Raw genomic sequence first — 14,048 nt, 5'->3', positions numbered from 1 at the left:
TCTTCGGCGTTCTTGGGTCGAACCTTCCACGTGGTGCGGAAACCCTCGTTGACGCGGTTCTCCAGGTCGAGGTCCCGGATGGTGCCGGGGCGCAGCTTCTCGTGTCCGAAGTAGCCGTTGAGCAGCAGGTAGATCAGGGCCCGGTCGCGCAGCGCGTCGCGGCCGGTCAGCCGGTCGGCAGCCTTCATCAGCCATCTCGGCCCGTTGCCCCTCAGTCCGGTGCGCTTCGGGTCGGCGGGTACCGGTGCACCGATGAGACGGGCCCGGGTGAGTTCCGCGTCGACCCCATCGGCGATGCCGAGGCCCAGCAGGTGCTGGTAAAAGCTCGTAACGGCGGAAGCCATCGCCGCCCGGGTGGTCACGGGAGCGTCCTCATGCCGGTCTGAGATCCAGACGCCGATACCTGCGCGCGCGCAGGTATAAGGGTCCAGGCCGCCGAGGTCGCACCAGTTGAGCCAGACGGTGACGTAGGCGCGGTAGTGGCGGCGGGCCTCGGCCGAGAACGCGCCGGAGGCCAGCTTGTACACGCCGCCCTCAGCGGTCCAGGCGGCGAGCTGCAGGTAGGCGTCGTGAGCGTCGTCGCACGGAGCCCGACGCTTGGGCGCGCAGTCGGTCGAGTGGCGGTGCAGGGCGTTCGTCACCCCGGAACTCTACGTTCTAAGTGTGGTAACGGACCTTGGCTCTCTTGCCTGGATCCGTGCCCGCCACTGGGCCATGCCTCCTCACAACTCGCAGTTGCCCCCACACTGCCGCAGGATCAACGCCCGCCGTACACGCCCGCGCCGTAAGACGCCGCTTCGTGCCCTCAGCCGCGGCTGCGCACGACTCAGACCGGCACCCGTACGACACTGGGGACCAGATTTAACGCCGACCGGTCATCTGCGGTCGGTCGGACCGGTGATCTCCACCCGGCGGTCGTCCAGCCCGCTGAGGCTGCTCGCCCGTCCCGGACATCGACGAAGGCACCCGCCTCTAAGCCGGCATGCCGTACGGGCCCAGCGCATACGGGGCCCTGCACGCCCTGCCGATCGGCAACGTCGTGTCCGGCGGAACCAGTGGGACGGTGACCGCGTACCGGCCCGGCACCGGCGGCCTCCCGGCCGCTGCCACCGACTTCGGTCACGCCGCCCGATAGTCGACCTGCAGTGCCCCTGAGCTGCCATGGAACCGCCGACGGCAATCAGCTCAAGGACAGTCCGCCCAACTGCTTCTCGTCTGCAGTTCCGTCACCATGCCGTCCGCGCCGGCCGTCCTCCCGGTCAGGAGCACGGGGTGCTGACAGGTGGGCCGCGCCGCCTACGTGCTCACCGTCACCCGTGGGAGGACGGCTTCACGGCCTGCTGCGGTGGCTGACTCATCCCCTTCTTCACTCTCTTGAGTCATAGTTCGAACACGCTGGGGAACGTGGCCTGTTGGGCGGATCTCGGCCGGACCAGGGCGGGGTGCGACGCCCGAGTCCCGCCTGCCGGGCGGGCAGTACGGGGCAACCGCTGCGGCGGGGGACGGGAGAATCATGAGGCTGCAGGGGATGGTGGTCGGGGGTGCTGTGTTCGCGATGCTCGGTGCCGGGATCGCGGTGTCGTCGACATCTCTGGGAGTGAACGCCACCGCGGAGCCTCGGACGATGGCCGTCTCCCCCTCCGGACGCCCCACGCAGCTCACCCCTCCACCTGGCCAGGGACACACCGTGACCGCAGCGCAGTTCGCCCGCAAGGCCCTGGACGAGCTCGGCCCGCAGACCGGCCACCACGCCCTGCGGGTCCTCGACCTCGAGTCCGGGCAGTCCGTGACCCACGGCGACACCACCCACAGCTTCGCCGCCGCCAGCATCATCAAGGTGGACATCCTCGCGGCGCTGCTGCTGCGCTCCCAGGAAAAGGGCACCGGACTCACCGAGGAGCAGAAGAACCTCGCCGAGTCCATGATCCGCCACAGTGACAACGTTGCCGCCGACGCTCTGTGGTCCGACCTGGGCGGGCGCTCAGGTTTCGACGAGACCCGCGCCCGGTTAGGTGTCGAGCCCTCCACGGGGAAACCAGCCGCCTCCTGGGGGCTGACCGGGGTCACCCCCGCCGACCGGACGACCCTCCTGGAGGCGGTCTTCACCGAGGACTCGCCCCTCTCGGCAAACTCCCGCGCCTACATCCGCTCGCTGATGGGTTCCGTCGTCACCGGCCAGGACTGGGGGGTCTCGGCGGCAGGGGACGAGGACTCCGACCGGGTCCTCAAGAACGGCTGGCTCCCGCGCACCGCGACCGGCTTGTGGTGCATCAACAGCATCGGACTCGTCACCTATGGCGATCGCACCCTCCTCGTCGCCGTCCTCAGCGACGACCAGCCCTCCCAGGAGGCCGGCATAGCCCTGGTGGAACGCCTCGCCCGCACCGCGGTGCACAGCCTCGCCGACCACCTCTGAGGCCTGCCCGAAGTCATGTCGCGCCATCACCCCCATGCCCAGGCCCAGGTTCGGTGTCGGCGGGCAATGGCGATCAAGGGCCGCGACGCCTTCGGGCGCGGTTGGAGTCGGGTGCGGTGCGGGTGGGGGTGGGGAACGCCGCACGGTCCCGGGCCTCGGACTGGCGGAGCACAAGCCGCTCGGTCCTTATCGGGGCAGGAGGCCAGGCAACGGGCCCTGACTCAGTCATGGCGGGCAACCTATCGGACCCGTCCGGCAGGATGCCGGTATGACGAATCGGTACGGCGAACCCATACGCACAGTGCGCGAAGCGCACTGCCCCGACTGCAAGACCACCACGGAGATGATCCACCTGCGAGTGACCGGCGAGAGGGACGTCCGCCGGTGCGGCGACTGCGGCGATGAGGTCAAGCTCGAACTCCTCGTCTACGTGAAGCCGAGCAAGGTGACACACCCCGGCGCTGGGTGATCCGCCGGAATCACAGGGGTTCCAGTGCCGCCACTGGTTCGGGTGCAGTCCATCCGTATGTGTGGATGCGGGCACATGTTCGGGCGCATCGGTTCTGTCACCACTGACACTTCGCTTCATGGGGAGGGTGTCGGCGGAGAAGCGCCGGGCGGCGTGGAGCGGCTGTCCCGACTGCGCGAGGACGAGGCGTTGACCGCGGCGCACGTGCGTACGGTCGCGGAGGGCCTTGAGGTGTCGGAACGGACGGTGTGGCGCTGGCTCGCGCCCCCGAAGCCGGCCGCGCCCGCCGTCCGTCCGCGCTACGAGCTGAGTGAGGCAGACCGGGCGGCGCTCGCCTTCTACCAGGGGAACGTCGCCGCGATGGTCCACGCCCGGCGCGCGGTGACCGACGGGGACGGCACGACGGCCGGGGCGCCGGTGCCCGCCTTCCTCGCGGAGGGCTGGGCGAAGGCGAAGCCGGTTCCCGAGCACACCCTGTACCGGGCATTCACCCAGGGCCTGACTCCTGCAGAGCGGGCGGCGTGGAAGTCCGGCGAGGCCGGGCGCCGGGCGGGTTCGGTCTATCTGCGCCGCCCGGACGCGCTGCGCGGCCGGTGCTGGGAGATGGACCACAAGCAGCTCCTGATCCTGGTCCTGCCGCCGAAGGGCAAGGCGCTCGCGCCGTGGCTGACCATCGTGGTGGACGACGGCACCCGGGCCCTGCTCGGCTGGGCGATTGCCACCGCCCCGACCTCCGGCACGGTCCTCTCCGAGGCGATCCGGCAGCTCCGACCGCTCCTAACGGCCCGCGGCTTCGCGGTGCCCCAGTGGCGGTTTAGTCGGCGTGCCGCAGTGGTTCAACGGCCGCCTCCTGGGCCCCCGCCCGCCCCTGGCGGCTGGGCTACGGCCGGACACGCCTGCGGGTGGTGTGGCTGCGCCGGTCCGCGTGGGGTGATGGTGAGCCAGGTCGTTGTCATGTCGGACTTCGGCCGGAGAAGCACATCGAGCCGGCCAGTCTTAAGCGTGCTCGGCCGGACGTATGCGGCCGAAGTGGTGCGGCGTGCGGCCCGGTGGAGCAGCTGTCGGGCGGATAAGGTCAGTGGTGCCCTGTGATAACGGGCTGGGCCGGTGAGCTTTGGGCCGGCACCGACTTGAAGTAGCAGGTCAAAGGCTGGCGTGATCGGTTCCCGGGGTGCCCAGGCTGGTCGTGAGCGACTGTCTGCGCGGTAGAACGTCTGTCAGCGGTTGACTTCGAGGTTGGTCAGGACGAGCAGGGCGCGCGGGAGCTGCGTCGCGTGGGCGGAATCGTTCCGGTTCGGTCCAGGGACGTGAACCAAAAATCGACGGTCATGAAATTGTCCCCGCTCTATGATCCGCCGCTATGCGAACAAACGAACAGATAGTCCGTCAGGCCCTGAGCCGCATCGAGGCCGGATACGTCTTTCCCGAGAAGACCGCTGCCATCGGCGCCGCGATCGGGCGTCGGCTCGCGGAAGGCGCCTACGAACGCCTGGACGGGCCCTCGCTCTGCGAGACGGTGACAGCGGACCTTCAGGAAGTGTGCCCGGACAAGCACCTGCGGCTGCTCTGGGCGGACCAGCCGCAGTCGCTGGATCCGGCGGACGAGGACGAGGGACGGGCCGCGTTCCTCGCCTTGCTCAAGGCGGAGAACCAGGGGATCCGCCGGGTCGAGCAGCTGGACGGGAAGGTCGGGCTCATCGACGTACGCCGCATCGCGTACGCGGACGAGGGCGCCGCCGCGATCGGCGCGGCCATGCAGCTGGTCGCCCACAGCTCCGCGCTCATTCTGGACCTGCGGGAGTGCCGCGGCGGGGCACCGGAGGGGGCTGCGATGTGGTGCAGCTACTTCTTCCGCGACGACCAGGTGCACCTCAACGACATCTACGAGCGGTCCACCGGCGCCACGCGCCAGTTCTGGACGGCCGCGCACCTTCCCGCGCCGCGCTTCACGGACCGCCCGGTCTACGCACTCACCAGCTCGATCACGTTCTCCGGCGGCGAGGACGTGGCCTACACCCTCCAGGCACACGGCCGGGCCGTCCTCGTCGGCGAGACGACACGCGGCGGTGCCCACCCGACAGCCCGCCACCCGGTCACGGAACACACCCTCGTCACTGTGCCGACCGCCCGAACCATCAACAGCGTCACCGGTACCAACTGGGAAGGCACCGGAGTGATCCCGAACATCCCCGTCCAGGCGGACCAAGCGCTCAAGGCCGCCCTGGAAGACCTGGGGACGTAGCGTGCTGTGCCGACGCCGCGACCATGGGCCGGGCCGGGCTGGAGGATACGGACGGGGCTCCGGCAGTGGCGCACCCGCCGCGGGAAATCGAACCCTGGTGACACGATCCTCATCGTCACCATCACCGCCGGCACAGGGCCGGCCATGATCTCAGCCACCGGCGGCAAAGCCGCCCAGCTCATTGCCGACCTCGCACAGGGCGACGCAAAGGCCGCATACCAGCACGCGGCCAACGCCGCCAAGTACGCCGCCGAAGCCCGCGGCTACTCCAGGGAGGCTTTCAACTACGCTGCCGCAGCGGCAACAGCCGCCGCCAAGGCACAGCAGTCCCTGGCCCGCAGCATCGGATACGCGGTGCAGGCCACGACCGACGCCGCGGCCGCAGACAGCGCCGAAGGGCACCTGAAGGCCGCCCGGACCTCCGCGGACGAGGCAGTTCTCGACGTCGCTGCGGCCTGGGCCGCAGCCACCCGTGCAGAAGACTCTGAACGGGACGCCTGAGCAACTGCCGGTAGACGACCCGGTTCCCCCGCGTCGTTCCGCCCGGCTGGGTTGCCGCCCGGCCGGGCTCCAGTGGGCGGAAAAAGGTGACAGTTCCGGGAAAAATTGGGCGAACCGGCCGGACGCCTCGGCATCCTGGGAGCATGATGCAGCTCCTCCCACCGGGCGAGGGTGCCCGCCTCGAGGCGTGGCTCCGGTCCCGGCTCACTGAGAAGGCCGATGCTCAGCTCGACCCGGAAACGGCCTGGCACTCCACATCGTGTGACCGCACGCAGGCCGGTGGCCTCGCGTGCCCCTGCGGGGTGCCGGCGTTCGTTCTCCGGTCCGTCACCGCGGAGCGGGCCTTGCTGGACGAGTTCGAGCGGGCGTCCCGGCATCACGACCAGCTACAGGCGTCAGGGCGGTGGACGGAGACCTCGCAGGAGGAGGCCGTACGGGTCGCCGCCGAGCGGACCGCTCGCCTCCTGGCCGCCGAGCACATCGACCACCCGGAGTACAAGGAAAGCCGGCGCACGATCGACGTGCGCATGTCCCTCTCCGCCGAGGTCCGCAGCCCGCAGGACCAGCCGTACGGCGAGCCCAGCGCCTGAGCGCCTTTCAGTAGCCGCCACCGCCTCTCACACACTGGAGCGCTATGCGTATCGGACCCGGCCCCGACGATCCAGAAAACGACAATGGGGATCCGGCTCTCTCCGATCTGCATCGGTCTGTGCATGTTGCTCTCGTGGTTCGCCACCTGGGTGGCGCGGAGGCAGCGGCGCAATCCGAGGACGGAGGCGGTGGGGGTGGCCCCGGCCGAGCCGGGGAAGCTGCTGCCGGGAGGGCAGTAGCGGAGCATGCCCCGCCCGGCAGCAGCCGGTGATCACTTCTCGCGCAGCGGGACCGAGAGATGACTCGGGTCCGTGGAGGGCGAGGAGAAGGTCAGCTGCGCGCCGGTCGGGTTGTGCTCGATGTACAGCGGATCGACGGTGTCGATCACCAGGGCGAGCCGGTGACCGGCCGGGACGTCGTAGGCCGTGGAGAACAGCTCCAGGTCGACCGGGAACGGCCGGCCCGGCGTCTGCCCGTGGAACGTGTACGGGGCGTTGCTGACCAGCTTGCCCACACCGAGCGGGCCGACGTCGTAGAGGTACGCGACGAAGGTGCCGCTCGACTTCGTGCTGGTGACCGTGGTGTGCAGCTCCGCCGTACCCCGGACGCGCTGCTCGGAGCCGTACCGCTCCGACTGCCACACGCTCGCGAAGGTGCGCGGCAGAAGGGGTACGGAGACGGTCGGCGGCAGTTTCAGGAACTGGTCCAGGGCGTTGGAGAGCAGCGTGATGCCCCCGTTGGCGCCCGAGTCGACGTTGGCCCACACCTTCTTCGTACCGTCGAGCGCGATGCGATTCTCGGCGGCGCCCACCGACTTCCAGTCCGCGTAGCCCTCGTACCCCTGGTCGGTGCGGGACTTGAGCTGGACCGGCTGCTCGGTGTCGATGCCGTTGCGCTCGCCCTTGAGGTAGCGGTCGAACCAGCGGCGGGTGCTCGTCCAGGTGTCGTTGGGCAGCCCGAACAGGCCGGTCAGCTCGGCGGTCGCGTGGTCGCCGGGGCGGAACTCCAGCCGCTTGGGGCCGGTGAGCTTCTCGTAGAACGAGGCGTACTGGTTGGGCGGGAAGATCGTGTCGCCCCAGGCGTTGCCCATCATGATGGCCGCGCCGTTGGTGTTGATCTTGTCGAGGTACGTCGCGGGGGAGCGCTTGGCGCCCCAGGCGATCATCTCCGGTTCCTTGTCGAGCTTCGAGCCGAGGAAGTCCTTCAGCGTCTGGGACAGCTCGTCGCTGGGGCGGCCGGTGATCAGCCCGGCGCCGCCGAGCAGGGCGGCGGCCTGGAGGTGCTGGGTCCGGCCGCTGTAGATCGAGTCGATCAGGTCGGCCCAGCCGCTGAGCGCGGCCACCGCCTTGATCCGCGGGTCGTGCCCGGCCGCCAGCAGGCTGATGCCCGCCCCGTAGCTGACGCCGCCCATGCCGATCCGGTCCGGGTCGGCCGAGGTGTTCGCCAGCGCCCAGTCGATGACGGCGGAGGCGTCCGCGATGTCCGGCGGACCGGCCACCTCGATCTTCCCGCCGGAGAGCCAGAAGCCGCGCGAGGTGTAACTCACCACCACGTAACCGGAGTCGGCGAGCTTCTGGGCCTGCGCCAGATACTCGATCTGCGGCATGGCCCAGCTCGTCGGGAAGACGATGAGCGGGTGCTTCGCCCCCGCCGACGCGCCGGCCGGCGTGAACACATTGCCCTTGAGCGTGATGCCCCCGGAGCCGGGGATGTCGTGGAACGTCAGGCCCGGCGCGGAGGCGGCGCTCGCCGGGGCAGGTGCGGGCGCGGCTCCCGCCGCCGGAGCCGCGCCGAGGGCGGCTCCGGTCAGCAGGACGGCGGCGGTGGTGATCGAAGCGGTGGTGCGCAGTGCCGGTTTCGGACGTACCACGGGTCACTCCTCACGCGTGTCAGTGCAAAGTGACCCGACGGTAACCCCGGTTGTTTACCGCTGGTAACTGCCGGGTGTGTTGCGTGAAGGTAACGATTGTTGGACGTGATGTCAGTAGAGGCCCTGGTGACGGGGCGTCACTTCAGCGCGCTCTTCGCCTGCCAGTCGGCCCACGACACGTTCCACGCGCCGTACCCGTTGCCCTCGGCGACCGTGCCCTTGGCGTCGGCTCCGGTGATCTCGAACGGGTCGCCCACCCGGACCTGCCCGTACAGCGCGGCGGCGTTCGCGTCGCTCATCCCGAGACAGCCCGAGCTGCGGTTGGCGTTGCCGAAGTAGCCGGCGTTCCACGGCGCGGCGTGCGCGTACATCCCCGACCAGGTCAGCCGCATCGAGTAGTCGACCATCTTGTCGTAGGCGTCGCCGAGGCCCACGGTCTCGGAGCGCATGTTGATCGTGCCCTCCTTCGACATCAGGACGGCCGTGCCCCGCCAGGACGCCTTGTCGCCGCCCGGCGTACCGCCCGACATCGGCGCCTGGAGCACCTGCTTGCCGTCGCGGTGCAGGGAGAGGCGGTGCCCGTCGAGGTCGACCTTGACGACCTGGGCCGCGCCGATGGTGAAGGTGGTGGCGTAGTCGCGGACGAACCAGCCGCCCACCGCGCCCGTGTCGATGCCGTTCAGCTCGGCGGCCAGAGTGACCTTCGTGCCGGGCTTCCAGTACTCCTTGGGCCGCCAGTCGATACGGTCCTTGCCCGAGTGGTCCTGCAGCCAGCCCCAGGAGCCCTCGGTGCTGTTGGACGTGGACACCTTCAGCCCCTTCTCGACCGCCGCCTTGTTCTTGACCGGGTGGTCGAAGACGACCGACAGCGGCTGGGCGATGCCGACCGTGGTGTTCTTGCCCGGCGCGAGCGACAGCTTGTTGACCTTCTCCGCCTCGGCGGTCGTGAAGGTGGCCGTGTCGCTGCCGCCGTCCGCGTCCTTCGCCTCGACCGTGTACGCGGTCCCGGGCGCGGCGACCCGCTCCGATATCCAGGTCCGGCCGTCGGCGGATATCTTCCCGGCCAGCGCGCCGCCCTTGTCGGCCGTCACCGCGACCGTCTTGAGCTTCCCCTCCGCCAGCGTGACCTTCACCGGTGCACCCGGGGCCGCCGCCTTGCCCTCGAGGTTCACGGAGATGCTGGTCTCGGGCGCCTTGCCGTCCCCGCCCTCCTGGGCGGCGGAGCCGGACGCGCCACCGCCCGAACAGGCCGTCAGCGCGGCGGCGAGCAGCGCCGCCGGGACGGTGGTCAGGGCGGTACGACGGTGGATGCGCGGGCGTGCGGAACTCAACGAAAAAACCTCCAGGGCTGCAGTGCTCGACAGGGGAGAGGCGATTTCCCCCCTGGCGGGTTCCGTTTCCCCCATATCGGGTTCGGCCCGTGCCCCCGCCGGACCGGCGCCGGACCCTGCGGAGTACCCTCCACCGTCGGCCAGTACCTCGGAGCGCGGGAGAGTCCAGTGGGCACAATCGTCGAGCCCGAGGAGGCGGAAGGGCCTGGTGCGTCGGGGGAGTCCGCAGCGGCGCCCGACGGGTCCGTCGTGCCCGAAGAAGCCGCTGCCGAGCCCGCGATACCCCCGGCCCGGTCCGCCTCCGTCCTGCGCAGCGGGGCCGTGATGGCGGCGGGCTCCGTCGTCTCCCGCGCCACCGGGTTCGTCCGCTCGGCCGTCGTCGTCGCCGCGCTCGGCACCGGGCTGACCGCCGACGGCTACACCGTCCCCAACATCCTCTACATCCTGCTCATCGGCGGCGCCCTCAACGCGGTCTTCGTCCCCGAATTGGTCCGGGCCGCCAAGGAGCACGCCGACGGCGGAGCCGCGTACACCGACCGGCTGCTCACCGTCTGCACCGTCGGCCTCCTCGCCCTCACCGCGCTCGCCGTGGCGGCGGCTCCGCTGATCGTCGGCCTCTACACCGACTACGACGGCCGCCAGGCCGAGTTGACGATCGCGCTGGCCCGCTACTGCCTGCCGCAGATCCTCTTCTACGGGCTCTTCACCCTGCTCGGCCAGGTCCTCAACGCCCGCGGCCGGTTCGGCGCGATGATGTGGACCCCGGTCCTCAACAACGTAGTGATCGTCGGGGTGTTCGGCCTGTACATCGCCGTCGCCGCGAACTCCGACGGCGTTCTCTCCGACACCGACGCCCACCTCCTGGGCTGGGGCACCACCGCCGGGATCGCCGCGCAGACCCTCGCCCTGATCCCCGCCCTGCGGGCCGCGAAGTTCCGCTGGCGGCCCCGCTTCGACTGGCGCGGCAGCGGACTGACCCGGCCGATGCGCTCGGCCGGCTGGCTCGTCCTGCTGGTGCTCACCAACCAGCTCGCGTACTGGGTCGTCACCCGGCTCTCCACCACCGCCGGCCGGCAGGCCTTCGAGCAGGACGTGGCGGGCGGCGCGGGCTACACCGCGTACAGCTACGCCTACCAGCTCTGGGTCGTCCCGCAGGGCATCATCACCGTCTCCCTCGTCACCGCGCTGATGCCCCGTATGAGCCGGGCGGCGGCCGACGGGGACCTCGCCGGGGTGCGGCGCGACGTCGCGTACGCGTTGCGGACCAGCGCCGCCGTCATCGTGCCCGCCGCCACCGCGTTCCTGGTCCTCGCGCCCTGGGTGATCGGCTCGGTCCTCGGGTACGGGCGCACCACCGACGCCGACATCACCGTGATGGCCGGAATCATGATGGCCTTCGCGCCCGGGCTCATCGCCTTCTCCGGGCAGTACGTCCTCTCCCGCGGCTTCTACGCGATGAGCGACACCCGCACGCCCTTCCTGCTCAACCTCGTCGTCGCCGCCGTCAACGCCGGGCTCTCGGCGGCCGCTTACTGGCTGCTGCCCGTCCGCTGGGCCGTGACCGGGATGGCCGGAGCGAGCACGGTGGCCTTCGTCGTCGGCTTCGCGGTCACCGGGTACGTCCTCTCCCGGCGGGTTTCGGCCACCGGGACCGGGTCCTTGCTGCGCTCACCCACCCTCGGCGCCCACCTCCGGCTGATCGTCGCCTGCCTGCCCGCCGGGGCGCTCGCCTACGGGGCCGCGCGCGCTGCCGAGGGAGCGGGCGACGTGGCGGCGGCCGGGGCCGGAACGCTGACGCTGCTGCTCACGGTGGTGCTGTTGGCCCGGCCGCTGAGGATCGGCGAGATCACCGCCATGGTGGACGGCGGCCGGGCCCGGCTGCGGCGCTGAAGGCGGGCCGGCTCAGTCGCTCGCCCGGTGGGAGGGCGGAGCCGTCGGTACGGGCGCCTGCGCCGCGCGGGTCACATCGCCGACGACCTCCACCACATCGGGGCCGTACGCCTGGGAGTTGACCACCTTCAGCAGCAGCGCGAACGACTTGTTCCCGTGCTTGCGCAGCAGCTTCTCGTAGTGGCGTGAGACATAACGGGTCGCCGCCTGGTTGGTGATGGCCCGCTGCCCGCAGAACAGGAAGACCGGGCGGGCTTCCTGACCGCCCGTCAGCCGGGCGAGCAGCACGTACTCCGCGATCCCCGGCTCCAGCCGGTAGCGCTCCGAACCGACCTGGAAGGCGACCCGGTCGGGGCCGGGCTCCGGGTCGGTGTTGATCCGTACGCCGGGGAGCAGGGTCCGCAGATGGGCCGCCATCCGCTGGTTGGAGGTCGGACCGCCGACGCAGAACTCCGTACGCTCCCCGAAGCCCTGCTGCGCCACGTCGTGCGTCACGATCTGCGCGTTGGCGGCGCAGTCCTTGATCAGCGCGGAGAGTTCCAGCAGCGCGAACACGTCGTACCGGTGCACGGACCCCTCGGCACCCGCGTACCGGTTGACGACCAGCAGGCACTCGGAGTGGGCCGGCAGTCCGAAGAACGCCTGCTTACGGCGCAGCTTCCGCCGCAGGAGGTAGGTACGGGCCAGCCAGCCCAGCGATCCGCTGATTCCGGCGGCTATCACGCCCAGCACGATGTTGCGCACGTCGTCCGTCATGGCCGGGCATGTTATCGGTCATTCGGGTAACCGTTCGAGGCGGTCCTGACGATCCGGGTGCCCGCGGGCTAGCCTGCGCGGAGATCCGTTGACTGGAGGTTCGTATGCACCGTTCCGTCGGCCGGAACATGTCGATAGTGGCCGCCCTCGCCGTGGTCGCCTCGCTCGGGGCCGCCGCCCCCGCGGGCTCCGCGCAACCCGCCCACCAGCCACCCGCCCCGCCCAAGTCCCCGGTTGCGGTGGGCTACGGGGGAGCGGTCGCCAGCGTCGACCGGGACGCTTCGGCGGCCGGGATCGAGGTGCTGCGCCAGGGCGGCAACGCGGTGGACGCGGCCGTGGCGACCGCCGCCGCGCTCGGCGTGACCGAGCCGTACTCGGCGGGCATCGGCGGCGGAGGCTACTTCGTCCACTACGACGCGAAGAAGCGCACGGTGCGGACCATCGACGGCCGCGAGACCGCACCCCGCAGCGCCGACGCCTCCCTCTTCCTGGAGAACGGCAAACCCATCCCGTTCGAGGAAGGCGTCACCAGCGGCCTCGGCGTCGGCACCCCCGGCACTCCGGCCACCTGGGAGCGGGCGCTCGACGCGTGGGGCTCCAAGTCCCTTCGTACGCTGCTGAAACCGGCCGAACGCCTGGCCCGGGACGGCTTCGTGGTGGATCCCACCTTCCGCTCCCAGACGGCCTCCAACCAGGCCCGGTTCGCCGACTTCCCGGCCTCCGCGAAGCTGTTCCTGCCCGGCGGTGAACTGCCCGTCGTGGGCGCGGTGTTCAAGAACCCCGACCTGGCCCGTACGTACGAGAAGCTCGGCCGCAAGGGCGTCGGGGAGCTGTACCGGGGCGAGTTGGCGGACGACATCGTCCGTACCGTCCGCAAGCCGCCGGTCGACCCGCAGGCCGCCCGCACCGTCCGGCCCGGTGACCTGACCCGCAAGGACCTCTCCTCCTACCGCACGCTGAAACAGAAGCCGACGAAGGCCGGCTACCGGGGCCTGGACGTCTACGGCATGGCGCCCTCATCGTCCGGCGGTACGACGGTGGCCCAGGCCCTCAACATGCTGGAGCGCACCGACCTCTCGCGGGCGAGCCAGACCCGCTACCTCCACCGGCTCATCGAGGCGAGCCGCATCGCCTTCGCCGACCGGGGCCGCTGGGTCGGCGACCCGGCCTTCGAGGACGTGCCCACGAAGGAGCTGCTGAGCCAGCGGTTCGCCGACGCACGTGGATGCCTGATCAGGGACGACGCGGTGCTGACCAGTCCGGTGGCGCCCGGCGACCCGCGAAACCCGGCGTGGTGCGGGAGCGGCGGCACGGCCGCGCCGACGACGTTCGAGGGTGAGAACACCACGCACCTGACGACGGCCGACAAGTGGGGCAACGTCGTTTCCTACACGTTGACGATCGAGTCAACCGGCGGCAGCGGCATCACGGTCCCCGGCCGCGGCTTCCTCCTCAACAACGAGCTGACCGACTTCTCCTTCGCCCCGGCCAACCCGGCCGTCCAAGACCCGAACCTGCCGGGTCCGGGCAAGCGCCCCCGCTCGTCGATGTCCCCGACCATCGTGCTCAAGGACGGCAAGCCGCTCCTCGCCCTCGGCTCACCGGGCGGCGCCACGATCATCACCACCGTGCTCCAGTCCCTGACCGGCCACCTCGACCGCGGGCTCCCGCTGGTCGACGCGATCGCCGCACCCCGCGCCAGCCAGCGCAACGCGGCCACCACCGAGATCGAGCCGGACCTGTGGAACAGCCCGGTCCGCGGCGAGCTCGAAGCGCTCGGGCACGCCTTCCGGCAGAACCCGGAGATCGGCGCCGCCACCGGCGTACAGCGGCTCCCGGACGGCCGCTGGCTGGCGGCCGCGGAAAAGGTGCGGCGGGGCGGCGGCTCGGCCATGGTGGTGCAGCCGGGCGGCAGGAGCTGACCCGGCCTCACGCAGCAGGGGCGGCGGGACCGGTCGTACGCGGTGCACACCGCGTACGAC

Annotated in this window: 12 protein-coding genes and 2 pseudogenes; 9 read left to right on the top strand and 5 right to left on the bottom strand. The window is 70.8% G+C overall.

Annotation, left to right across the window (positions count from 1 at the left end):
- Window positions 1-641, bottom strand: a 641-nt coding sequence (locus tag ACFWRT_RS37195) for a hypothetical protein (RefSeq protein WP_381121435.1), incomplete at its 3' end; no start/stop codon positions are given.
- Window positions 642-1,687: 1,046 nt separating this feature from the next.
- Here ACFWRT_RS37195 and ACFWRT_RS37190 point away from each other — a divergent pair.
- Window positions 1,688-2,416, top strand: a complete 729-nt coding sequence (locus ACFWRT_RS37190; RefSeq protein WP_380952844.1) for a serine hydrolase — start codon at window positions 1,688-1,690, stop codon at window positions 2,414-2,416.
- Between the two features lie 133 nt (window positions 2,417-2,549).
- Here ACFWRT_RS37190 and ACFWRT_RS37185 read toward each other — a convergent pair.
- Window positions 2,550-2,645 (bottom strand): annotated as a pseudogene (locus tag ACFWRT_RS37185) (GNAT family N-acetyltransferase); the annotation flags it as partial.
- A gap of 39 nt (window positions 2,646-2,684) precedes the next feature.
- On the opposite strand from ACFWRT_RS37185, the gene ACFWRT_RS37180 reads away from it, so the two are divergent.
- The 6 genes and pseudogenes from ACFWRT_RS37180 to ACFWRT_RS37155 all read left to right on the top strand — a co-directional run.
- Complete coding sequence (locus ACFWRT_RS37180; protein ID WP_380952843.1) at window positions 2,685-2,885, top strand: hypothetical protein; 201 nt, start codon at window positions 2,685-2,687, stop codon at window positions 2,883-2,885.
- 153 nt (window positions 2,886-3,038) lie between these two features.
- Entirely contained in the window at window positions 3,039-3,977 is a 939-nt protein-coding gene (locus ACFWRT_RS37175; protein WP_380952842.1) for a hypothetical protein, read from the top strand.
- A 268-nt stretch (window positions 3,978-4,245) separates the two neighbouring features.
- Window positions 4,246-5,127, top strand: coding sequence for a S41 family peptidase (locus tag ACFWRT_RS37170; protein WP_380952841.1), 882 nt, complete (start codon window positions 4,246-4,248; stop codon window positions 5,125-5,127).
- Window positions 5,128-5,271: 144 nt separating this feature from the next.
- A complete protein-coding gene (locus tag ACFWRT_RS37165) occupies window positions 5,272-5,628 on the top strand; it encodes a hypothetical protein (RefSeq protein ID WP_380952840.1) in 357 nt (118 codons plus the stop codon).
- A gap of 143 nt (window positions 5,629-5,771) precedes the next feature.
- The gene (locus ACFWRT_RS37160; RefSeq protein ID WP_380952839.1) at window positions 5,772-6,218 is read left to right on the top strand and encodes a DUF6221 family protein; all 447 of its coding nucleotides are present in this window, start codon (window positions 5,772-5,774) and stop codon (window positions 6,216-6,218) included.
- Window positions 6,219-6,314: 96 nt separating this feature from the next.
- Window positions 6,315-6,458, top strand: a pseudogene (locus tag ACFWRT_RS37155) (amino acid ABC transporter permease); the annotation flags it as partial.
- A gap of 32 nt (window positions 6,459-6,490) precedes the next feature.
- Here ACFWRT_RS37155 and ACFWRT_RS37150 read toward each other — a convergent pair.
- Window positions 6,491-8,089 carry a CocE/NonD family hydrolase gene (locus ACFWRT_RS37150; RefSeq protein WP_380952838.1) on the bottom strand — a complete coding sequence of 533 codons (1,599 nt, stop codon included), beginning with the start codon at window positions 8,087-8,089 and terminating at the stop codon, window positions 6,491-6,493.
- A gap of 137 nt (window positions 8,090-8,226) precedes the next feature.
- Window positions 8,227-9,420 carry a L,D-transpeptidase gene (locus ACFWRT_RS37145; protein ID WP_380952837.1) on the bottom strand — a complete coding sequence of 398 codons (1,194 nt, stop codon included), beginning with the start codon at window positions 9,418-9,420 and terminating at the stop codon, window positions 8,227-8,229.
- A 249-nt stretch (window positions 9,421-9,669) separates the two neighbouring features.
- Between ACFWRT_RS37145 and murJ the strand changes: the two genes are divergently transcribed.
- Window positions 9,670-11,310, top strand: a complete 1,641-nt coding sequence (murJ, locus tag ACFWRT_RS37140) for a murein biosynthesis integral membrane protein MurJ (RefSeq protein ID WP_380952937.1) — start codon at window positions 9,670-9,672, stop codon at window positions 11,308-11,310.
- 12 nt (window positions 11,311-11,322) lie between these two features.
- Here murJ and ACFWRT_RS37135 read toward each other — a convergent pair whose 3' ends face one another.
- A complete protein-coding gene (locus ACFWRT_RS37135; RefSeq protein WP_380952836.1) occupies window positions 11,323-12,066 on the bottom strand; it encodes a hypothetical protein in 744 nt (247 codons plus the stop codon).
- Window positions 12,067-12,170: 104 nt separating this feature from the next.
- On the opposite strand from ACFWRT_RS37135, the gene ggt reads away from it, so the two are divergent.
- Entirely contained in the window at window positions 12,171-13,988 is a 1,818-nt protein-coding gene (gene ggt, locus ACFWRT_RS37130; RefSeq protein WP_380952835.1) for a gamma-glutamyltransferase, read from the top strand.
- The last annotated feature ends 60 nt before the right edge of the window (window positions 13,989-14,048 follow it).

Source organism: Streptomyces cyaneofuscatus, assembly GCF_042718795.1.
In the GTDB taxonomy this organism is placed as follows: domain Bacteria; phylum Actinomycetota; class Actinomycetes; order Streptomycetales; family Streptomycetaceae; genus Streptomyces; species Streptomyces cyaneofuscatus_A.
This window is presented reverse-complemented; position numbering and strand designations above follow the sequence as displayed.